Raw genomic sequence first — 19196 nt, 5'->3', positions numbered from 1 at the left:
GTGGTCGCGCTGCGGCGCTTACCGGAGGCCAGGACTGGAACCGAACGTGCGACAGACGCACCGCCTACTCCGCCAGTTGCGCCTGCCACGGATGCCGGGGATGCACCCGCTCCAGCCACTCACTCAATCGCTTCCGGCGCGCCCGGCTCAGCAACGGCAGTATCCCGTCGAAGTCCTCCTGGTCCTTGAGCCGCGGCTGCTTCGCTTTGAACAGCAGCACCAACTCTGGGACCAGGTAGGGAATTCCGTCCGTTGTCCGCTCGGTGATCGCCTCGTACGGCAGCCGTAGGCTCTCGTCCCGCCGGCAGAGCCACATCCCGTCCTCGTGTGGCTCACGGAAGACGTCGAACAGGAATTGACCACTTGCCGGATCGCGAAGCCAGGTCTGGTGCGTGGCGGCCAGTGCCTCGTCTCCCGCGTCCGCCCAGACCCGTCCCGAACCCACCGCGTCCCAGGCGTACTCCGGAAAACGGCTCCGAATCTCCCAGAACCCCCTGGCAGGTACCGCGATCTCCAGATCGCCGTGCGGCCGCGACTGCTCGCCGCGGAACAGGTCCAGCGCCCACCCGGCCGCAACACACCAGGGAGTGCGGACCCCGCCCAACCGCCCCGCAACCTGCTCCGGCCCCCACGCATCGGCCCATCGGTGATGAAGTTCGTCTGTATCAAGCACAGTGCCGCCGGGCGGCAGGGAGCCAGTCATGGCCACAATTTACTGACGCAGCCCGTCCCCTCACCGATCTGATGGAGCGTAGCGGCGAGGGATGCTGGCGCGAGCGGGAACGGACGAAGCCCGTCGCCTAGGAGTGAGGGGCCCGCCGCGGAAGGGCGGCGGGCCCCCGGGAACCCGGCTGTGGCGGTGGTGCGGCCGAAAGGCTGAACCGATACCGGGGATCAGGCCGCGACGAGCTCCCGCTCGCGCTCCGGCGTCTCGACCCCGGCCTTGGGCTTCTTGTTCGGCAGCGAGAGCCGGAAGACCTTGTGCCAGGCGGAGAACACCTGCTTGGGCAGCGGCCCGGTGACGTACTCCAGCTCGTACTTCTCGAACAGCGCGCGCACCTTCACCGCGACCTCGGCGTACCGGTTGCTCGGCAGGTCGGGGAAGAGGTGGTGCTCGATCTGGTGGGAGAGGTTGCCGGTCATGAAGTGCATGGCCTTGCTGCCGCTGATGTTCGCCGAGCCCATCATCTGGCGCAGGTACCACTGGCCGCGCGTCTCGCCCTTGATCGACCGGCGCTCGAAGACCTGCACGCCCTCGGGGAAGTGCCCGCACATGATCACCGAGTGGGTCCAGAGGTTGCGGACCAGGTTCGCGGTGAACGTGGCGCCGAGCGTGGGGAGGAACGACGGGCCCGAAAGGAGCGGGTGGATCACGTAGTCCTTGAGCACCTGCTTGCGGATCTTGCGGCCCACGGCCTTGGCCCGCGCGCGGAACTCCGGGCTCTTGCGGCGGCGCTTGCTCAGGTTCTTGCCGAGCTCCAGGTCGTACGCCGCGATGCCGTACTCGAAGAAGCAGGCGTTGATGAAGTTCCACACCGGCTGGCCGAGGTGGAAGGGGTGCCACTTCTGGTCCTCGTCGACGCGCATGATGCCGTAGCCGAGGTCGTTGTCCTTGCCGATCACGTTGGTGTACGTGTGGTGCAGCTCGTTGTGCGAGTGCTTCCACTGCTCGGACGGCGAGACGTGGTCCCACTCCCAGGTGGTGGAGTGGATCTTCGGGTCCCGCATCCAGTCCCACTGGCCGTGCAGGATGTTGTGGCCGATCTCCATGTTGTCCATGATCTTCGCCACGGACAGACCGGCTGTGCCGATCAGCCACGCGGGCGGGAAGATCGAGAACAGCAGCACACCCCGGCTGACCAGCTCGAGCTTGCGCTGTGCCGAAATGATCTTACGGATGTAGGCGGCGTCCTTCTCACCTCGGTCGGCGATCACCTCGTCACGGATCGCGTCCAGCTCGCGGCCGAGCTCCTCGATCTGCTCCGCGGTCAGGTGGGCGGTGGGGTCGATGGCGGTCAAGGTGCTCCTACCGTTCGATGTCGCAAGGGCCCGCAGCGGCGGACACGCAGGTCTGGATGAGGACGCCCGGCTCGGCCTCGGTGATCTCGCCGGTGCGCAGGTCACGGACGGCGCCCGCCTTGAGCGGCGTGACGCAGCCGAAGCAGATGCCCATGCGGCACCCGGAGGGCATGAGCACACCGCTCTCCTCGCCGACGTCCAGCAACGGCGTGGCGCCGTCCGCGTCGACGGTCTTGCCGGTGACGCTGAACGTGACCTCGCCGCCGTCGCCGGCGACGACGATGTTGGGGCGGAAGCGTTCGGTGTGCAGGCGCTCTCGTACACCGTGCTCACTCCAGTGCTCTTCGGCGGCGTCGAGCAGGCCCGCGGGCCCGCAGGCCCAGGTCTCGCGCTCGGTCCAGTCGGGCACGAGTTCGTCGAGACGGGCGATGTCGAGCATGCCGTCCGTGTCGGTGTGCACCTCGGTGAGCCGCAGCTTCTTGTCCGCGACCAGGTTGTGCAGTTCGTTGCGGAAGATCACGTCGTGCGGCTGCGGCGCGCAGTGGATCATGACGGCGTCGTCGAACTCGCTGTCGCGCAGCATGCCCATCACGGGCGTGATGCCGCTGCCGGCCGTCAGATAGAGCACCTTGGCGGGCTTGGCCTGCGGCAGCACGAAGTCACCGGTCGCCTGGTCGAGCTGGATCAGCGTGCCCGGTTTCACCCGGCGGACCAGGTGGTTGCTGACCTTGCCGTCCGGGATCGCCTTCACGGTGATCGTGACGCGGCCGTCCGGGCGGTTGGTCGGCGAGGTGAGGGAGTAGGCACGCCACAGGCGCACCCCGTCGACGTCGACCCCGACCCGCACGTACTGACCGGCCGTGTGGCCGCGCCAGCCCCGTCCCGGCCTGATCACGATGGTCGCGGCGTCACCCGTCTCGGGGTGCACGGCCTCGATGCGCCCACGCAGGTCGGCGCCCGCACGCAGCGGTCTTGCCAGGTCGAGGTAGTCCGACGGCAACAGCGGCGTCGTGACCATCTCCAGCAGTTTCCACGCCCTGCTGCGGAGGGCTGTACTCGTCATGGCTACAGCTTGCTGCGCCTCAAGGCGTAAAGTCCTGACCGCAAGACGTAAATCTGGTCGACTGAATTGTTCGCAGGGAACAAAAACGTGAGCCATGCAATCCAGAGGGCCAGCGAGCTGGCCCTGGACGAGACGACGGTCACCGCACTTCGGGCCGCGCTGAAGACCACCGCCGACGAGATCGTCCAGGCGATCATCGACGAGGTCCCGCCTTACGCCAACGCCCTTTCGGGCCGCATGGGCGGCACCATCCGCCGAGCCGTCCGCACCGCCCTGGGGCACTACCTGGACCTCGCGAGCGGGAAGGCCACCGGCGGCGACGCCGGTGACGCGGCCTACGAGCTGGGCCGCGGCGAGGTGCGCGACGGCCGTTCGATGGACGCCCTGCTCGGCGCCTACCGCGTCGGCGCCCGCGTGGCCTGGCGATGCCTGGCAGCGGGCGCGGTACCCGCAGGGCTGCCCGCCGCCGAGGTCGCCAAGTTCGCCGAGCTGACCTTCGCCTACATCGACGAGCTCTCCGCGGCGAGCGCCGCGGGCCACGCCGACGAACTGGCCGCCCGGGGCCGGGCCCACGAGCGCCACCTGGAACACCTGGCCCGCGACCTCCTCGCCGGCGCGAGCCCGGACGTGCTGCTGGCCTCCGTCCAACGGGCCGGGTGGCAGCCTCCGGATTCGCTGACCGCGGTCCTGCTGCCCGCCGCCCAGGCCCGGCCTGCCTACCGCACGCTCGACCCGAGCACCCTCGTCCTCGACGATCTGCCGGACGCCACCGGTGTGCTGCTCGTCCCCGATGCCGACCGGCCGCGCCTCTTGCGGCAGCTGACCGACCGCACCGCCGTGGTCGGCCCGGCCCGGCCATGGACGCGTGCGTCCGCCTCGTACGCACGAGCCGTACGCGCGCGCTCCCTTTCCGCTGATATCCGCGACACCGAGGACCACCTGCCCGAGCTGGTGCTGAGCGCCGACGCGGACGCGTTCGCCGACCTGCGTGCCCGGGCCCTCGCACCGTTGCGGACCTTGCCCGCCGCGACCGCACGGCGGCTGGAGGAGACGTTGCGGGAGTGGCTGCTGCACCAGGGCAGGCGGGAGGAGGTGGCGGCGGCGTTGTTCGTCCATCCCCAGACGGTCCGGTACCGGATGTCACAGCTGCGGGAGCTGTTTCCGGATCTCGCGTCGCCGCACCGGGTCCTTGAACTGACGCTGGCGGTCGGTCGTCGGGTCAGCTGACGCGTACGTCGACCGCCGGACGACCGACCGGGCGACCTGGCACGCAGCGCGAGGCATGATGGGGATGGAATGACGGAATGCGAGGTCAGGAGCTTGCATGGCAAAGCGGGTCCACCAACCCCGTGAGGACGCGGAGTTCAATTTCATCCTCGGGATGAGCGGAGTTCCGGTCCTCGCATACTTCATCGGGACATGGCCCAAGGCCATCGAGCCCTGCCGGGTGATGGACCTCGTCGTGGGTGGCATCGCCGACGACTACACGGGCCGCCTGACGGTCGTCCGCGCCGACATCACGCGTTGTCCGGCCGCAACCGAGCGATACGGGATCACCGGAGCCCCGTCCTGCGTCCTGCTGAAGGAGGGAGAGGCGGTGGCGCACGGCACAGGGCCTACGACCGACGCCGAGGTACGGAAGTTCCTCGACGGCCACCTCTGAGCGGGCCTCGGCCACAGGCATCCAGGTAGAGCGGGCCTGGTCGGAACTACGAAGAAGGTCATGGGCTGAGCCGCCGGACATGCCCTAGCGCCCGGTCAGGGTCCCCGGTGGAATCTCTGCGTCCTTCGCCTTGTCGCCCGGCTGCAACTGGCCGTCGTAGCGGCCCTGATGCCAGATCAGTTTCTTGAACTGTTCCGGGGTGAGTACGCCCTGCCAGGGGGTGTCGCCCGGGCAGAACACGCCCTCGCAGCTGTAGCAGTAGTGCGCGGGCAGCCAGAACTCGTCGGCGAGTGTCTCGCCGGATGTCTCGGCGTCCTTTTCCCGGCCGTCCTGTCGTACGACGGCGATCGTGGCGGCGAAGATGAGCAGCCCGAGGACCACGCCGCCGGCGATGTAGAGCGGGTTGTCCTTTTCGACGCCCGCGTAGGCGAGGCCGCCACCGAACCCGAGGCTCATGACGAGCCCCTCGATGAAGTGGAGGCAGCCGTCGCCGCTCTTCTCCGGGCCCTTCGCCAGGCGGGTACCGAGGTCTTTGGTCAGGACGCCCTTGCCGGACCGTGCCTGTTCGACGCTCCGCACCTCGGCTCCGCCGCAGCGCGGGCATGTCGGCGTCGGCGCTTGCGGCTTTCCGTCCGTTGTCATGCGCAGAACGCTATCTGGTGTGGGTGTCGGCGCTGACGGCGGAGTGCGGTGCGGGTCATCAGGCAGGGGGCGCTGCGAGGGCAGCGGTTTCCTGCACGGCTTGGGCGAACGCCCGTACTTTTGCCGTGTTTCCGGTGGCCGGCCAGACAAGGCCGTAGTGGACTGGCGGTGCGTCGCTGAAGGGGATGTAGGCGATGTCGGGGCGGGAGTAGTAGTGCGCTGCGCGCAGGCAGGTGGGGGACACTCCCTTGCCTGCGCCGACCAGGGCGAGGACATCCTGCCAGGCCGTGGCCGACGGCCCGCGGGGAATGGTCCGGCCGGTGGGTGTGTGTCGGGGGTAGTGCAGGTCGAGGAAGTATTCCGGCTGATCGGTGACCGAGATCAGCGGTGCTTGTGCGAGGTCTTCCAAAGATACGGTCGCACGCTTGGCGAAGGGGTGGTCGGCGGGTACGACGAGTGCTCGGGGCTCGGTGAACAGCACCGGGCCGTTGACGATGTCGGGCTCGTCGATGGGCAGTTCGATGAGCTGGACATCGCAGCTCCCGTCGCGCATCGGCGTGAGGGGTTCGTCCATCTGCGAGTTGCGGAACCGGATCACGCAGTGGGGATGGCGGGTGCGGAAGATGTCGGCGGCCGCCACGACCAGGTTGCCGCACCAGGCGGCCGAGTACCCGACGGTGAGTGTCCCGGTGAAGGTCCGGCCCGCTTCGACTGCCGCGGCCAGTGTCTCCTGGATCTGCCGGTATCCGATCGACAGGCCGTCTCGCAACTGACTGCCGATCGGGGTCAGTTGAACGCTGCGGCTGGTCCGCTGGAAGAGTTCGGCGCCGATGATGCGTTCCTGCTTCTTGATGGCCTGGCTGACCCGGGCCGGGGTGACGTGCAGCCGTTCCGCCGTGCGGCCGAAATGCAGCTCCTCGGCCAGGACCAGGAAGATCTCTATCTCCCGCAGCTCCACTGTCCACCCCCGTCGATCGTGAACTCTCAGATTAACTATCCGTGCAGAATAGGTCGTTGATCGACCTTCGCGTCACGCTGATCCTTGAGCGAGGACAGCCGCTGCAGAGGAGATCAGCTATGAACATAGTGGCGTCGGCGCTGCTGCTGACCGTCGCCGATCCGGCGGCGTCGAGCCGGTTCTTCACCGCCCACCTGGGCTTCCGTGAGGTCCTGCTCTCACCGGAAGCCATCCATCTCGCACGTGACGACGCGGCTGCCGACCTTGTCGTGTTGCAAGCCCCCTCGGGCAATGAGCACCAGGTGCACAGGGGGTCGCCTGCGTCATCGGAAGTCGCGATTTGCCTCACGGTCACCGGTCTCGCGGCTGAACACGAGCGGCTGCGGCGCGAATGTGCGCACGTTTCCATGCCCCTGCGACAGGAGGCGTGGGGCGAGTGGGCGGTACAACTCACCGACCCCAACGGAGTGGTGATCCGGCTCGTGGAGTGGGTTCCGCCCGCCGGCGCCTGACCGCCCCGGACAGGGGGCCTTCCTGCGCCCGGGGTATCCCGGCTCGCACTCCACACGCTCCCGCGTATGTCACACCCGGCTCTTTCACCTGCCGGCCTGCTCTGCCCTTGATCAACCTGCCTGAACTCCGAACGGAAGGAAGCCATGTCGTCATCTGTCATGTCCGCAACCAGTGCGGAGGGCGGTCTCCAGATGCCCGCCGCACTCTCCGCCGTCGCCTTGCGCAAGTCCTACGGCGACAAGGTCGTCCTCGACGGGATCGATCTGACGGTCCCGCGGGGTACGGTCTTCGCTCTGCTCGGCCCGAACGGCGCGGGCAAGACCACCGCCGTCAAGATCCTCTCCACACTCATCGCTCCGGATGCCGGCACCGTCCGTGTCGGCGGCCACGACCCGTCCACCGACGCGCACGCGGCCCGCGCGATGATCGGGGTGACCGGCCAGTTCTCCGCCGTCGACGGCCTGATCACCGGCGAGGAGAACATGCTCCTCATGGCCGACCTGCACCACCTCTCCAAGCAGGAGGGCCGCCGGGTCGCAGCCGAACTCCTGGAGCGCTTCGACCTGGTGGAGGCAGCCAAGAAGCCCGCCTCCAGCTACTCCGGCGGTATGAAGCGCCGCCTGGACATCGCCATGACCCTGGTCGGCAATCCCCAGATCATCTTCCTCGACGAGCCGACCACCGGACTCGATCCACGCTCCCGCCACACCATGTGGCAGATCATCCGTGAGCTCGTCACCGGCGGCGTCACCGTCTTCCTCACCACCCAGTACCTGCAAGAGGCGGATGAACTCGCCGACCGTATCGCGGTGTTGAGCAACGGGCAGATCGCCGCGGAGGGCAGCGCGGAAGAACTGAAGCGCATGATCCCCGGCGGCCACATCCGGCTCCGCTTCACCGCCCCGGCCGTCTACCAGCACGCCGCCTCCGTCCTGGACGGGGTCACCTGCGACGACGAGGCGCTGGTGCTGCAGATGCCCAGCGACGGCAGCCAGCGCGAGCTGCGTTCGATCCTCGACTGGCTGGACGCGACCGGCATCGAGGCGGACGAGCTCACCGTGCACACCCCCGACCTCGACGACGTCTTCTTCGCCCTCACCGGCGGCGCCCCCGATGCGTCAGTCCCCAGCCAGGCCCACCAGGGCGACCAGACCGACCAGGCCCGCCAGGCCGACCAGGCCAGCCAGTCCAAGGAGACCGTCCGATGAGCTCCCTCTCCCTCGCCGTGCGCGACTCCTCCACGATGCTGCGCCGCAACCTCCTGCACGCCCGCCGCTACCCGTCGCTGACCCTGCAACTACTCCTCACCCCGATCATGTTGCTCCTGCTGTTCGTCTACATCTTCGGCGACACCATGAGCGGGGGCGCGGGCCGCGACGCCTACATCGCCTTCATCGTCCCCGGCATCCTGCTGATGACGATCGGCTCGACCACCATCGGCACGGCCGTGTCGGTCTCCACCGACATGAACGAGGGCATCATCGCCCGCTTCCGCACCATGGCCATCCACCGCAGCTCCATCCTCTTCGGCCACGTCGTCGGAAGCGTCGTGCAGACCCTGCTCAGCCTGGTCCTGGTCGGCGCCGTCGGCGTCGCCATGGGCTTCCGGTCAGTGGACGCCACCCTCCCGGAATGGCTCGCCGCCTTCGGCTTGCTCGCCCTCTTCACTCTGGCGTTCACCTGGATCGCCGTCGGCATGGGTCTGGGCAGCCCGAATGCCGAGGCAGCCGCCAACAGCGCGCAGCCGCTGATCCTGCTGCCCCTCATCTCCAGCGCCTTCGTCCCCCTGCACTCGATGCCCGGCTGGTTCCAGCCGATCGCCGAATACCAGCCCTTCACCCCCGCCATAGAAACCCTGCGCGGCCTTCTTCTGGGCATCGAGATCGGCAACAACTGGTGGATTGCACTGGCCTGGTGCCTGGCCCTCACCTTCCTCGGCCACCGCTGGTCCACATCGCAGTTCAACGCCGACCCGAAGTAGTCATCCCGATCCTGCAAGGAATGGAGGGAGGGATGGCTGGGAGGACCGCTGGGCGGGGGCGGTGAGGCGGACGGCCGCAGCTCCGGCTGCGGCTGCGGCTGCTCTACGGTGCGACGGGTCCGGGTGTCTCGTCCGGCGGGGAGGTGACGGGTGGAGGTGACGTGCTGATGCTGGGGCTGGCGGGTGGGGGAGTGTCGGCGGGGGCTGACGGGTCGTCCCGGGAGAGGAGCCGTGGCAGGACGAGGAGGACTGCTGCCAGGACTGCGGTCAGAAGGACTGCCGCAGCCTTGCGCAGTGCCGGGCGGACCACCGTACGTGCGCGGGCCGGTGGTGAGAAGTCCGGGCGGAGGGCGGTGACTTGGCTGGCCCGGGCGTGCAGTGTGGCGCGCAGGCGGTCCTCGACGGCTGTCATGGCGTCTCCTTGAGTCTTCTGGCCAGAGCCGTGAGCGCCCGGCTCGCTGTGGACTTCACCGCACCCCGGGACAGGCCCAGGGTCGCTGCGATGTCCGCTTCGGACATGTTCGACCAGTACCTGAGGACGAGGACCTCCCGCTGGCGCACGGTGAGCAGTCTCAGTGCTCGCAGCACTTCCTGGTGTTCTTCCCTGAGGAGGACCTCTTCTTCCGGTGGCGGTACGGGGAGGATGCGCGGCGGGATGTAGGCGCGCACCGTGCGCCTCCTGCGCAGCACGTCCCTGGAGGTATTGACCACGCTGCGCCGTACATACGCCTCGGGGTCGGCGATGCGGTCGAGCGTGTTGCCGTGTCGTCGGTAGAGGGCTGCGAAGGCTTCCTGGACGACGTCCTCGGCTGTGGGGATGTCGTCGACCAGGAGGACGGCCAGGCGCACGAGGTCGAGCCTGCGGTGGCGGTACAGTCTGTCGATTTCCTCCGACGTGGTGCCGGACAATCGGCCCGCGAGGTCCGATCTGTTTCGGTTCTGGGAGAGGCGCGCCAGTAGCCATCGCCACCGGCTGCGCGGGAAAGTACCTTCACAGGCGGAAACGGCAGCCATCAGCGCCTTTTCCTCACGGCCGCGGTCCTGACGCCTTGACGCTGTGTGTGTCGGCCGTCATCCGGTCCGGGGTGCCATGGGGGTGTCGGGCGGATGCTGCCGCGGATGATTTCCCGGCGGGTGATTTCTGGCATATGTGTCAACCTGTTGCGTTAATCGAGCGGTTCAGGGCTTACGGGGGTGCGGGGGCGCCCTCTACTGAGAAGGACGTGTGAGGCGCCGACAGGTTGCAGTTCACCGCGCGGTATGGGCGTGCGGCTGTGGCGTGGCGTGTCCGTCTGCCGCTTCCGGAACGTTGATCGTCCCGACCTGCAACCCCGGGCAGGTCCGCACGTCTGTCAAGGCGTAAGGGGCGTTCCGCCCCCGTGCGGACGTGCGTGTCCAGCCTGCGCAGGACACGTCGCCGTCGGATGTGAGACCTGAGGAAGACTGTGCTGAAAGTCAGAGCTGTTGCCGCCGCCGTTCTGGTGGGTCTGGGCCTGGGCTTGGTGCCGGGCTGTGCGAGCCCGGCCGGCGGGTCCGCGCGTGACGCGGAAGCGGGGGCCGCGACGTCCACCGCGCCGGTGCCCTCCCGGACGCCGAGCAGTGCTCCCGCGACACCGCCGGATCATGAGCCTGTCTCGTACAAGCCGAGCTGGCCCGACACCACGGTGCGCACGGCGCGCGGGCATCGCGTCAACGCGTGCGTGCCCAAGGACCTCAGGAGCAAAGCCACCACGCTGACGACCAGCGACGGGGTGCATCTGTCGGCGCTGGTCCTGGGGGACGGGCCCGACGGTGTTCTTCTGGATCACGAGCAGGGCTACAGCATCTGCTCGTTCGTCGACATCGGGCGGCAGCTGGCAAAGCGCGGCTACCACGTGGTGATCCCCGAGTACCGCAATCACGGCGCGTCCGAGGAACTGGCTGAGAACGAGCACATCGACCGGGATGCCCGGGCCGGACTGGCGGAGCTGCGACGTGTCGGCGCGAAGAGGGTGTTTCTGGCGGGGGCGTCGTGCGGGGGGACGACGGCGGCAGTCGCCGGGGTCGATACGCCCTTGCGGGTGGTGGGCCTGTTGATGATGTCCTCGCCTGCCCGGTGCGGCGGGGTGGACGGCGTGGCGGCGGTCAAGAAGCTGAGCGTTCCGACGCTTCTCGTGACGTCACCCGGTGACATGCAAGGCAACGTGGAGAAGCAGGTCCGTGAGGTCTACGCGGCCTCCGTTGCCCGCAAGAAGGACCTGGTCATCCAGAAGGGCGAACGGCACGGAACGGACATGATCAAGCGGGAAGGTGCCACAGGCGCCGCGTTGCAGGACCGGGTCATCCAGTTCGTGCTGGATTCCTACACCGCCGCCCGCTGACGACGGCCTTCACCTTCACCCCGGGCAACGGCCGCGAGCGGAACCAGACGCTCCGGGCCGGCCCCGCACTCACCCGAGAGAGACATGATGAAGCGACACAAGCGCACGAGGACTTCGGCTCGTCTGCTGGGCCTGTCGGCGGCGGTGCTGTCCGCCGCTGCGGCAGCCTTCACGTATACGGCCGCAACCGGTGCCGCGGCACCGACCGAGGCGACCGGACGGAGCACGGTGCCTTCGTCCGGGGCCGCCAAGACGGTCCGCTACGACCTGGGCAATGAGGCCTGGCACCTGCCACAGACCGGTCAACCGGGCGAGCTGACCGGGGTGGCGCACTACCCCGCCGACCTGGGCACGGGGCGGCATCCACTGATTGTGCTGATGCACGGCTTGCACGACACGTGCGCCGACCGGAAGGCGGACGCAGCGCGCACAGCTGCCGAGCACGACGGTGACGACGCCGCATACGAAGCCGCCAATGCCAAACTGTCCGCCTGGCCGTGTGCGTCGGGAACACCCGCCCTGCCCAGCGAGCGCGGATATGACTACCTGGGCCGCAAGTTGGCCGCTCAGGGATTTGTCGTGGTCTCGGTCGGCGCAAACGGCATCAACGCCTCTTCCGTGACGGGGGATGACAACGCTGCCGCGCGCGCGGATCTCATCAACCGGCATCTGCGCATGTGGCAGAAGCTCAGCTCCACAGGCAAGGGCGAGCTGGCCGGGAAGTTCACCGATCCGGCAACCGGAGCGGCGCGACGCGTCGGCTTCGCCCACCACGTGGACATGGGCAACGTGGGGATCATGGGGCACTCCAGGGCAGGCGCCGGGGTCACCTGGCAGGCGGCTGACAGTCATCGAGGACAGTGGCCCAAGGGCGTCGACATCAAGGCGGTGGCGGCCGTGGCGCCCGCCTACAACGTGATGACCGAGGACATGTCCAACTACACGATCACCAAGACCCCCTTCGCCGCCTTCCGGGGAACATGCGACGGACAGGTCGGCAGCGAGGCGTTCTGGTTTGCGGCCGACGCGGCCAAGGGGAACCGGAGCGGCTTCTACCGGTTCGCGATCCACGGGGCGAACCACAACTACTTCAACACGCAGTGGTCGCCTCAGAGCCGTCAGGTCGCGGCCTCCGACGACGCCATGCCGGTTCAAGGACACCCCGGGCAGTGCACTGACCGTGAGGGTGCGGCGCCGGCCAGGCAGCTGACCGAGCCGCAGCAGCGCCATGTCGCCGCCACGTACCTCGGCGCCTTCTTCCGCCGCTACCTCCTCGGCGACACCGGGCAGGACCAGGTACTGACGGGGGCGCGGCATCCCGACGCGGCCATCACGGATGTGGACGTCACCGCCGCGGCCCCCTGAACGGCAGCCGTCTGCGCAAAGGGCTCTCCGTTCGCGCACCGCCGGTCCACGGGGGCGGTGCGCCCGGCGGCCGCGAGGGCTAACCGGGGGTCTGCTGCTGTATGTTGCTGTGATCACTGCCGGTGGGTGCGGGATGCCGCCGGGGAGTGCATCGTGTCCGGCCGGTTCCACGCTGCACCAACGTTTCTGCGAATTCCGGGGACACCCGGCCTGGTGAATTGTCATCCGATGGATGGGATTTCGTTCGGGTGACCAATCCGGTCGGTCCGGGCAGCTGATCGCCTTTGTTCGGCCGCTGTGCATCCCGGTGGCCGCGCTCCGGCTTGGGAATTAACGCCGCCCGTTCACGGAACAGCCTTTCGCCGCTGGCACCTGGGAGCCCCGAAAGCACCGGGCGAGCACCGGGCGTTCTAATCCACGGATGTAGGGAATGGAACTCAGTGACGCGGTGCGGGATTGTCTCGTTGAGCTGCACAGTCAGAGCATCAGAGCTCTCCTTGTGCAGTAAAGGAACACTTGTGGAGATGAAGTCCCTCTACCTCGCCCTCCCCGCATGCTTTGCAGCGGGCGTCGGCCTGATCGGCGCGTCGTGCGCGCAGGCGGACAGCGGTGCCCAGGGCGCGGCTCAGGGTTCCCCCGGTGCCGTTTCGGGCAACCTGGCCCAACTCCCGCTCCACGTACCGGCGAATGTCTGCGGCAACACCGTGAATGTCGTGGGTCTGCTCAATCCGGCTTTCGGGAACCGGTGCGCGAATGCCGACGCGCACTCCCGCGGGTCTTTTGGTGACAAGGGGCAGGCAGGACAGCAGGGCACCCCGCCGCAGGGTTCCGCCGCGCAGCCGCAACATCCGTCAGGTTACGGGGACGAGGGCCCCGCGCAGGAGACCGGACGTCGACCTGTCCAGCACCCCGGCGACGGTGCGGGCAAGCCTCAGCACCCCGGCGACGGTGCGGGCAAGCCTCAGCGCCCCGGCGATGATGCCGGCAAGCCCCAGCAGCACGGGAGCCCGCAGGCGTCGCACGCTTCGTCTCCCACGGCGCCTGCGGACGGTGGCGCCCACCGTGACCAGCTCTCGCGGGAACAGGGCCCGGAGGCCGGTCACCCCGTCACGGGCTCTGCTCGGGACGGCCGCCAGGCCGGCCTCACGCCCGTCGCGTCCGGGCACGGTGCGGGCCTCGAGGGCTCTGCGGGCCCGTCATCAGCGGGAGATGCGGCCGTGCCCGGTGCGCCGGCCCTCGCCGAGACCGGCGCCGAAGACGGTCTGGGCCTGGCTGCCCTCGCTGCGGCCGGGATCACCGGCGCAGGCGTCGTGATGACCCGGCGGGCGCGGTCTTCCCGCCGCTGAGACGGGCGCTGGAAGTGTCCGCCTGTTCGCGACCCGGATGCCGGCGCCCGCCGGCGTCTCAGGCATCCGGGTCTGGGCCCTTGGACGCCATCACCGGCAGGCCTGCAGCCGGATGCCGCGACGAGCTGGTCTAGGCTCACTGTGTGGGCGTGTGTATGGAACTGCTGATCGTTGACTGCGCGTACATAGAAGCGGTGCCGGCCGGGTCGCGGGCCGATCTGGTGGAGACCGCCGCGTTCGGTAGTGACGACGTCCGACAGGCCCGCCAGCCGGAGGGATGGGCCTGGCCCGATGCCGAAGACCGCCCCTGGTACGCGCGCTACGAGTTCCGTAACACCCTCACCTCGTACAAGCCGCATTTCTGGGCCGGTGAACGCTGGGACAAGATGCGAAGGTTCGTCCAGCCCGGACTGCGCACGGCCTTCGACGAGTTCAGTGCTCCCCTGTTCTGGGGCGAATACAACTGGCAGTTCGCGGACCCTCCGTTCACCCCTGCCGTTCCCGGACGGGAGAACCACTGGTGCCCGGAGACCATGCTGTGGCTCCTCCCCGAGGACGTAACAGCCCTCCATTACTTCTGGACCCGGCTTGAGCCCGACCTGCCGTTGCTGCGTGCACCTTTCGAACAGCACCTCGCCGGGACCACAGGGCGGGTCAGTACCTTCTCGTCGTTTGCTGCCCTCGTCACCGGTTGGGGGGAGGTAGTAGCCGAGGCTGCAGGACGCGGGTGGGGCATCATCGGCTTGGAGTGCTGACATCGCCCCCTCGCCTTCCCCGGCATCCGGATTCGCCGCCTGTGACCTGTGACCGGGCGTTGTCATCAGCAGTTGGTCGGCGCCGTCCGTCCTGGCAGCGCGCACGCCTGACCAGCCGCACCCGCCGGGAAGGACGGCAGGGCCTAGAAGCGGAAGCCGATGACTCCGTAGCCCGGACGCGCGGCCGCGTGCCGTATCCAGCCCAGGCACTGCTTGACCGCCCGGTCGACCTCGGGTTCCAGACGGGGGGCCTGCCCGCCCGCGTCGATGGCCCGCTGGGCGGCCTCGAACTGCTCCAGAGCTTTGGTGCACTGCTCGTGCGTCCACTCGCCGGAGTCCGGGGTGTCCGCCCCTCGTGGCAGCGGGCCGGGCAGCGAGCCGAAGAAGAAATCTTCCGTGGACACCGCAGTGATGCCCCGGGCGGTCAGCCCCGCGTCCACGTCGGACAGCCAGTCGCCGCGGTGCGGGGTGAAGCAGTTGTTGGCCAGGAACGAGCCGGTGAGGTCACACAGGCGCAGGTAGGCGTAGCCGTACTGGAAGGCGTGGTTCTCGTCGGTGCTGAAGGGTCCGCCGTTCACGACGGCCGTCAGTGCCTCGAGTGCGGTGGGCGCGCCCTCCTCGATGGCGAAGGAGGATTCCTGGTCATCACGGGCCAGTTGGGCGGCGTAGTTTTCGCGGATGACGGCGAGCAGTTGCTCGTCACGGGAGCCGATCAGGGCGCGCGTGGCGGCCACGTCGAGCAGGTACACGCTCAGGGAAGAACTCATGCCCCGACCCTAACGGCGGCCTCTGACAGCCATATGGGCGCATGGCGGCGGGTGTTCGTGGAGGTCCGGGTCCAGGGCCCGGTATGACAGTCCGTATGAACACTGCCGCTTCCACCCTGCCGGTCACTGCAGTTCGTCGGCGTCGAGTCACCTGGCCGAATACCGCAAGCGGTACCTGCTGCACCAAGGCGTCTGCCTCGAACGCATCCGCGGCGACCGGGTACCGCACGCGGCGCTGACCGTCGGGGCCGAGCCGCACTGCTACAGATCGTCAACTGATCGGTTCTCACGGGACTGGTCGCTGTGCTGGTCCTGCGTAGGGTTTCAAGGAGGCGGCAGTGCGGCATTCGCGCACGCCCTCCACTATCGCGCCCAGTGTTCAGGCGCATCCACGAGAGAAGGAAACACACCCATGCGCGCCCTTGTGGTCGATCACGGCGAGGTCGGACCCGTCCGGTTCGCCGATGTCGATGAGCCCGTGCCGTCCAGCGACGAGGCGTTGGTCGAGATACGGCATATCGGTCTCAACTTCGGAGAGCTCAATTACGTGCACCAGTGGCCGGCCGGCGCTGTGCACGGCCACGACGCGGCCGGCATCGTCGTGCGCGCCGCATCCGACGGCTCGGGGCCGCCCGAAGGTACGCGCGTCGCGCTGGGGATGTCGTCCCACGCGTGGGCGGAGCGGGTGGCAGTCAGCCCCGCCTCGCTCGGCACCGTCCCCGATGGCGTGGATCTGGCCGACGGCGCCGCGCTGGGGATCGCGGGAGTCACCGCGCTGCGGGTGCTGCGCAAGCGTTCCCTGCTGGCGCGCGACGTGCTGGTCACCGGCGCCAGCGGGGGAGTGGGGCACTTCGCCGTCCAGTTGGCGGCGCTGGCGGGCGCCCGGGTGACGGCACTGGTGGGTTCGCCGGACCGGGCCGCCGGACTCCGCGAACTGGGGGCCGACAAAGTCCTGACCGACCTGGCCGAGACCGAGTGCTCCTTCGACCTCGTCCTGGACACGGTCGGTGGCCCGCTGATGGCCCGGGCGTGGAGCCTTCTCGCCGAGGGCGGCACCATCCACCTGGTCGGCTACTCCTCGGGGCAGGACACCACGTTTGCGTCAGGGGCCCTGTTCGGCTTCGGCGAACCCCGCTCCATCGCCACCTACGGCGACATGACGCCGACCAGCGGGGAACTGACGGACCTGCTGGGCCTCATGGCCGCCGGGAGGCTCTCGGCACCGGTCGGACTGCGAGGCAACTGGCAGGACGTGGACGACGCCGTCCGGGCACTGTTCGCGCGGAAGGTGCACGGGAAGATCGTTCTTGACGTGGTCTGACGCCCCTCATGGTCCGACGCCCCTCATGGTCCGACGCCCGGCATGGTTCGACGCCCGTCGTGGTCCGACGCCCGTCGACGAGAATGGAACGATGGACGTACTCGCGGAGGCCTTGCGCGTATCGGGTGCGCGAGGCGCGCTCGGGGTCGTACTGAAGGCCGGGGAACCCTGGGGCCTGTGGCTGGAGTCCTCTCCGGGAGCGACACTGCACGTGGTGTCCCGCGGCACGATGCGGCTCCACGTCCCGGGCGACAAACCCCTGGAGGTGCAGGCAGGAGACGCCGTCCTGCTGCCGCCGGGCACCGACCACGGAATAGCCGGCGGGTCCAGTACGACGATGGCTCCCTGTGACCGCGAGGCGACGGACCAGGCCCGCACCGACGGCAGCGCCCTGCACCTGGGCTCGACGCCGGCGCAGACGGAAGTGCTCGTCCTGCGCTATGAGCAGGACCCGGAGGTGAGCACGCCGGTGCTCACCTCCCTCCACCGGCCGATGCACGTTACGAGCCGGGAGAACGCACAGCTCAGAAAGACCGTCGAGCTGCTCACGGCGGAGCTGGCGCAGCCGCAGATCGGCACCACCGCCGCCGTCAACAGCATCGTCGACCTTCTGCTCATCCAGTTCGTACGCGTCTGGCTGGCCCGCCACCCGCAGGAGCAGTCCGGCTCATGGCTGGGCGCCATGCGTGATCCGATCGTGCGCGATGCCCTGGCATGTGTCCACGCCCGGCCGGAACACCCCTGGACCACCGAGTCCCTGGCGGCCGCGACGGCGGTCTCCCGGACGACGCTGTCCCGGCACTTCCGGTCCGCGCTCGGACAGACGCCGGGCGCATACGTGACGCAGTGGCGCATCGACCTGGCGTCCGTCCGGCTCCGCGACAGCGACGAGCCGGTCGAGTCGATCTCCGGCGCGGTTGGTTATGCCTCGCCGCACGCTTTCAGCCGTGCCTTCCGCCGCGTCCGGGGCATGCCCCCCGGCGAGTACCGATCTCGACTGCGCAAGTGATTCGCAGGCAGGCGATGACCGGCGACCCTTGAGCACGAGTCACCGTAGGCGGGTAACCGTCACCACCACATGGCGGGTGGTGCCCGCCGCGACCTCCACCAACCACCAGGCCGCGGACCGTCGTCGGGTACCCCTCCCCGTCCTCCGCTTGCGCCCGGCGCCTCGGCCCGGACTCAGCGACCGGGCGGGCGACCTCGACAGCGACCGGCGCGATCAGGGTCGATGTCGGATCGTGTCGCCCCGCGGGCGGGCGGATTTTGTCCGTGGGGGCCCTCGGGCCTTCCCAAGTCTTCCCACGGCTAGGCCAGTTAGCGCTGCGACCGGCAGTTGCAGGACGACTATTCCGCAACCGGGTGAATCTTGATCAGAACACTGCCAGGCGCTGACACAGACAGAACGGCCGCAGCCATTCTGTCCCAGGAAAGATCCCTACCTCAGAACGGATTCCTCGTATGCGCATGCGTCGTTCGCTCGGACTTCTGGCTGTCACGGCCGCCATCACGCTCGCTGGCAGTGCAGGTACCGCCTACGCCGATTCGGCTCCCCTGGAGCCCGGCCACGTACGGGCCATGGCCATGGAGGGTGAGAACACCCTGCAAGTGGTCGACAACTCCGAAGAGCGCGTCGTGGCCGGGAGCGTCGTGGTCGAAGGCCGCGCCATCCGGGGCACGTGCGGCGGCGCCGCTTGCGGGCCGGGCTGGCTCTGAGCCTGCCCCATGAGACCGTGCCGGGGCTCTGAAGTCCCGGCAGACGCATGCCTCCCGGCCGCCGCAGCGCGGCGGCCGGGTGCCGGCTGCTCAGCGCAGCAGGACTGTCGCCACAGGCCCCGGGCGGGTTCTGATCATTGCGGGATGTTTCGCGGCCTGGTTCGTCCTGCTCCGTTCGGCGCCAGCGGCAGGAGTTCGTGAAGTGCGGTGCGGTAGAGGGCGTCAGTGACGGCGGTGCTGGCTGCGGTGATGGAGAGGCTGCCGCCGTGTGGCCGGCGGCGTGCCGGATGCCCAGGAGGGTGTAGAGGCTGCCGTTGTCGCAGCAGATGATGCCCGCGAGGTCGAGGCAGAGGTGGCGGGCGCCGCGTTCGAGGGTGTGCACGACGGTGTCGCTGAACTCGCCGATGCTGGCGACGTCGAGTTCGCCGTTGAAGGCGAACGTGCAGCAGGGGGCGTTGTCGGGCGAGGTCTGGCAGATGTTGAGGCGGTCCGTGCTCGTGTGGTGTCCGCCGGAGGGTCCGGTAATGGCGGCTGCTCCTGTCGCAGGTTCAGGTCCGGCAGAGGCTGGGCCGGATTGGCGGACATGCCGTGTCCGTTCGGGGGAACGCGGGGAGAAGGGACCGGCCGCCCGCCGCCAGGCGGGGGGCGGCGGGGGGCGAGGGGGTTTGGGGACCCCAACAGAAGGCCGAGGCTGATGAGTAACACAACGGGCAGTGCCAGTTGCCTG

The 19196-nt window shown here is 68.8% G+C and carries 20 protein-coding genes; 12 read left to right on the top strand and 8 right to left on the bottom strand.

Annotated features, from left to right (window positions below):
- Positions 1 to 64: 64 nt before the first annotated feature.
- The 3 genes from ACWFR3_RS25095 to ACWFR3_RS25085 all read right to left on the bottom strand — a co-directional run bounded on the left by ACWFR3_RS25095 (position 65) and on the right by ACWFR3_RS25085 (position 3082).
- The gene (locus tag ACWFR3_RS25095; RefSeq protein WP_453736866.1) at positions 65 to 703 is read right to left on the bottom strand and encodes a nucleotidyltransferase domain-containing protein; all 639 of its coding nucleotides are present in this window, start codon (positions 701 to 703) and stop codon (positions 65 to 67) included.
- A 191-nt stretch (positions 704 to 894) separates the two neighbouring features.
- The gene (locus ACWFR3_RS25090) at positions 895 to 2019 is read right to left on the bottom strand and encodes a fatty acid desaturase family protein (protein WP_453736865.1); all 1125 of its coding nucleotides are present in this window, start codon (positions 2017 to 2019) and stop codon (positions 895 to 897) included.
- A gap of 7 nt (positions 2020 to 2026) precedes the next feature.
- A complete protein-coding gene (locus tag ACWFR3_RS25085) occupies positions 2027 to 3082 on the bottom strand; it encodes a ferredoxin reductase (protein WP_453736864.1) in 1056 nt (351 codons plus the stop codon).
- A gap of 87 nt (positions 3083 to 3169) precedes the next feature.
- Between ACWFR3_RS25085 and ACWFR3_RS25080 the strand changes: the two genes are divergently transcribed.
- A complete protein-coding gene (locus ACWFR3_RS25080) occupies positions 3170 to 4309 on the top strand; it encodes a PucR family transcriptional regulator (RefSeq protein ID WP_453736863.1) in 1140 nt (379 codons plus the stop codon).
- Between the two features lie 97 nt (positions 4310 to 4406).
- Complete coding sequence (locus ACWFR3_RS25075) at positions 4407 to 4745, top strand: thioredoxin family protein (protein WP_453736862.1); 339 nt, start codon at positions 4407 to 4409, stop codon at positions 4743 to 4745.
- An 84-nt stretch (positions 4746 to 4829) separates the two neighbouring features.
- On the opposite strand, the gene ACWFR3_RS25070 is transcribed toward ACWFR3_RS25075, so the two are convergent.
- Complete coding sequence (locus ACWFR3_RS25070; RefSeq protein ID WP_453736861.1) at positions 4830 to 5387, bottom strand: hypothetical protein; 558 nt, start codon at positions 5385 to 5387, stop codon at positions 4830 to 4832.
- A 58-nt stretch (positions 5388 to 5445) separates the two neighbouring features.
- The gene (locus tag ACWFR3_RS25065) at positions 5446 to 6345 is read right to left on the bottom strand and encodes a LysR family transcriptional regulator (RefSeq protein WP_453736860.1); all 900 of its coding nucleotides are present in this window, start codon (positions 6343 to 6345) and stop codon (positions 5446 to 5448) included.
- Positions 6346 to 6401: 56 nt separating this feature from the next.
- Between ACWFR3_RS25065 and ACWFR3_RS25060 the strand changes: the two genes are divergently transcribed.
- From ACWFR3_RS25060 to ACWFR3_RS25050, 3 genes are all read left to right on the top strand, one after another.
- Entirely contained in the window at positions 6402 to 6857 is a 456-nt protein-coding gene (locus ACWFR3_RS25060) for a VOC family protein (RefSeq protein WP_453736859.1), read from the top strand.
- A 159-nt stretch (positions 6858 to 7016) separates the two neighbouring features.
- The gene (locus ACWFR3_RS25055) at positions 7017 to 8066 is read left to right on the top strand and encodes an ATP-binding cassette domain-containing protein (protein WP_453736858.1); all 1050 of its coding nucleotides are present in this window, start codon (positions 7017 to 7019) and stop codon (positions 8064 to 8066) included.
- On the top strand, positions 8063 to 8839 hold the full coding sequence (locus ACWFR3_RS25050; RefSeq protein WP_453736857.1) for an ABC transporter permease: 777 nt from the start codon (positions 8063 to 8065) through the stop codon (positions 8837 to 8839). Before ACWFR3_RS25055 ends, ACWFR3_RS25050 begins: the two co-directional genes overlap by 4 nt.
- A gap of 103 nt (positions 8840 to 8942) precedes the next feature.
- Here the strand turns inward: ACWFR3_RS25050 and ACWFR3_RS25045 are convergent, their stop codons facing one another.
- On the bottom strand, positions 8943 to 9251 hold the full coding sequence (locus tag ACWFR3_RS25045) for a hypothetical protein (RefSeq protein ID WP_453736856.1): 309 nt from the start codon (positions 9249 to 9251) through the stop codon (positions 8943 to 8945).
- Positions 9248 to 9853 (bottom strand): SigE family RNA polymerase sigma factor, encoded by a 606-nt coding sequence (locus ACWFR3_RS25040; protein WP_453736855.1) that lies wholly within the window; start codon positions 9851 to 9853, stop codon positions 9248 to 9250. Before ACWFR3_RS25040 ends, ACWFR3_RS25045 begins: the two co-directional genes overlap by 4 nt.
- A 650-nt stretch (positions 9854 to 10503) precedes the next feature.
- Here ACWFR3_RS25040 and ACWFR3_RS25035 point away from each other — a divergent pair.
- From ACWFR3_RS25035 to ACWFR3_RS25020, 4 genes are all read left to right on the top strand, one after another.
- Positions 10504 to 11199, top strand: coding sequence for an alpha/beta hydrolase family protein (locus ACWFR3_RS25035; RefSeq protein WP_453736854.1), 696 nt, complete (start codon positions 10504 to 10506; stop codon positions 11197 to 11199).
- A gap of 87 nt (positions 11200 to 11286) precedes the next feature.
- On the top strand, positions 11287 to 12564 hold the full coding sequence (locus ACWFR3_RS25030) for an alpha/beta hydrolase (RefSeq protein WP_453736853.1): 1278 nt from the start codon (positions 11287 to 11289) through the stop codon (positions 12562 to 12564).
- Between the two features lie 524 nt (positions 12565 to 13088).
- The gene (locus ACWFR3_RS25025; RefSeq protein WP_453736852.1) at positions 13089 to 13910 is read left to right on the top strand and encodes a chaplin family protein; all 822 of its coding nucleotides are present in this window, start codon (positions 13089 to 13091) and stop codon (positions 13908 to 13910) included.
- Positions 13911 to 14059: 149 nt separating this feature from the next.
- Positions 14060 to 14665: a hypothetical protein gene (locus ACWFR3_RS25020; RefSeq protein ID WP_453736851.1), complete on the top strand. Its 606-nt coding sequence runs from the start codon at positions 14060 to 14062 to the stop codon at positions 14663 to 14665.
- A 143-nt stretch (positions 14666 to 14808) separates the two neighbouring features.
- Here ACWFR3_RS25020 and ACWFR3_RS25015 read toward each other — a convergent pair whose 3' ends face one another.
- Complete coding sequence (locus tag ACWFR3_RS25015) at positions 14809 to 15432, bottom strand: DUF7691 family protein (protein ID WP_453736850.1); 624 nt, start codon at positions 15430 to 15432, stop codon at positions 14809 to 14811.
- Between the two features lie 412 nt (positions 15433 to 15844).
- Here ACWFR3_RS25015 and ACWFR3_RS25010 point away from each other — a divergent pair, with 412 nt between their 5' ends.
- The 3 genes from ACWFR3_RS25010 (at position 15845) to ACWFR3_RS25000 (ending at position 18469) form a co-directional block, all read left to right on the top strand.
- Positions 15845 to 16753, top strand: coding sequence for a zinc-binding dehydrogenase (locus ACWFR3_RS25010; RefSeq protein ID WP_453736849.1), 909 nt, complete (start codon positions 15845 to 15847; stop codon positions 16751 to 16753).
- Between the two features lie 91 nt (positions 16754 to 16844).
- Positions 16845 to 17762 (top strand): cupin domain-containing protein, encoded by a 918-nt coding sequence (locus tag ACWFR3_RS25005; protein ID WP_453736848.1) that lies wholly within the window; start codon positions 16845 to 16847, stop codon positions 17760 to 17762.
- A gap of 452 nt (positions 17763 to 18214) precedes the next feature.
- On the top strand, positions 18215 to 18469 hold the full coding sequence (locus ACWFR3_RS25000; RefSeq protein ID WP_453736847.1) for a hypothetical protein: 255 nt from the start codon (positions 18215 to 18217) through the stop codon (positions 18467 to 18469).
- The last annotated feature ends 727 nt before the right edge of the window (positions 18470 to 19196 follow it).

Source organism: Streptomyces sp. NPDC055189, assembly GCF_053606765.1.
The sequence above is the reverse complement of the archived record's forward strand: the minus strand, read 5'-3'. Positions and strand labels throughout refer to the sequence as shown.

Coding starts and splice junctions, on each gene's coding strand:
- ACWFR3_RS25095 (WP_453736866.1), bottom strand. CDS start 703: ATGACTGGCTCCCTGCCGCCCGGCGGCACTGTGCTTGATACAGACGAA.
- ACWFR3_RS25085 (WP_453736864.1), bottom strand. CDS start 3,082: ATGACGAGTACAGCCCTCCGCAGCAGGGCGTGGAAACTGCTGGAGATG.
- ACWFR3_RS25075 (WP_453736862.1), top strand. CDS start 4,407: ATGGCAAAGCGGGTCCACCAACCCCGTGAGGACGCGGAGTTCAATTTC.
- ACWFR3_RS25070 (WP_453736861.1), bottom strand. CDS start 5,387: ATGACAACGGACGGAAAGCCGCAAGCGCCGACGCCGACATGCCCGCGC.
- ACWFR3_RS25055 (WP_453736858.1), top strand. CDS start 7,017: ATGTCCGCAACCAGTGCGGAGGGCGGTCTCCAGATGCCCGCCGCACTC.
- ACWFR3_RS25050 (WP_453736857.1), top strand. CDS start 8,063: ATGAGCTCCCTCTCCCTCGCCGTGCGCGACTCCTCCACGATGCTGCGC.
- ACWFR3_RS25045 (WP_453736856.1), bottom strand. CDS start 9,251: ATGACAGCCGTCGAGGACCGCCTGCGCGCCACACTGCACGCCCGGGCC.
- ACWFR3_RS25040 (WP_453736855.1), bottom strand. CDS start 9,853: ATGGCTGCCGTTTCCGCCTGTGAAGGTACTTTCCCGCGCAGCCGGTGG.
- ACWFR3_RS25030 (WP_453736853.1), top strand. CDS start 11,287: ATGAAGCGACACAAGCGCACGAGGACTTCGGCTCGTCTGCTGGGCCTG.
- ACWFR3_RS25025 (WP_453736852.1), top strand. CDS start 13,089: ATGAAGTCCCTCTACCTCGCCCTCCCCGCATGCTTTGCAGCGGGCGTC.
- ACWFR3_RS25015 (WP_453736850.1), bottom strand. CDS start 15,432: ATGAGTTCTTCCCTGAGCGTGTACCTGCTCGACGTGGCCGCCACGCGC.
- ACWFR3_RS25010 (WP_453736849.1), top strand. CDS start 15,845: ATGCGCGCCCTTGTGGTCGATCACGGCGAGGTCGGACCCGTCCGGTTC.
- ACWFR3_RS25005 (WP_453736848.1), top strand. CDS start 16,845: ATGGACGTACTCGCGGAGGCCTTGCGCGTATCGGGTGCGCGAGGCGCG.
- ACWFR3_RS25000 (WP_453736847.1), top strand. CDS start 18,215: ATGCGCATGCGTCGTTCGCTCGGACTTCTGGCTGTCACGGCCGCCATC.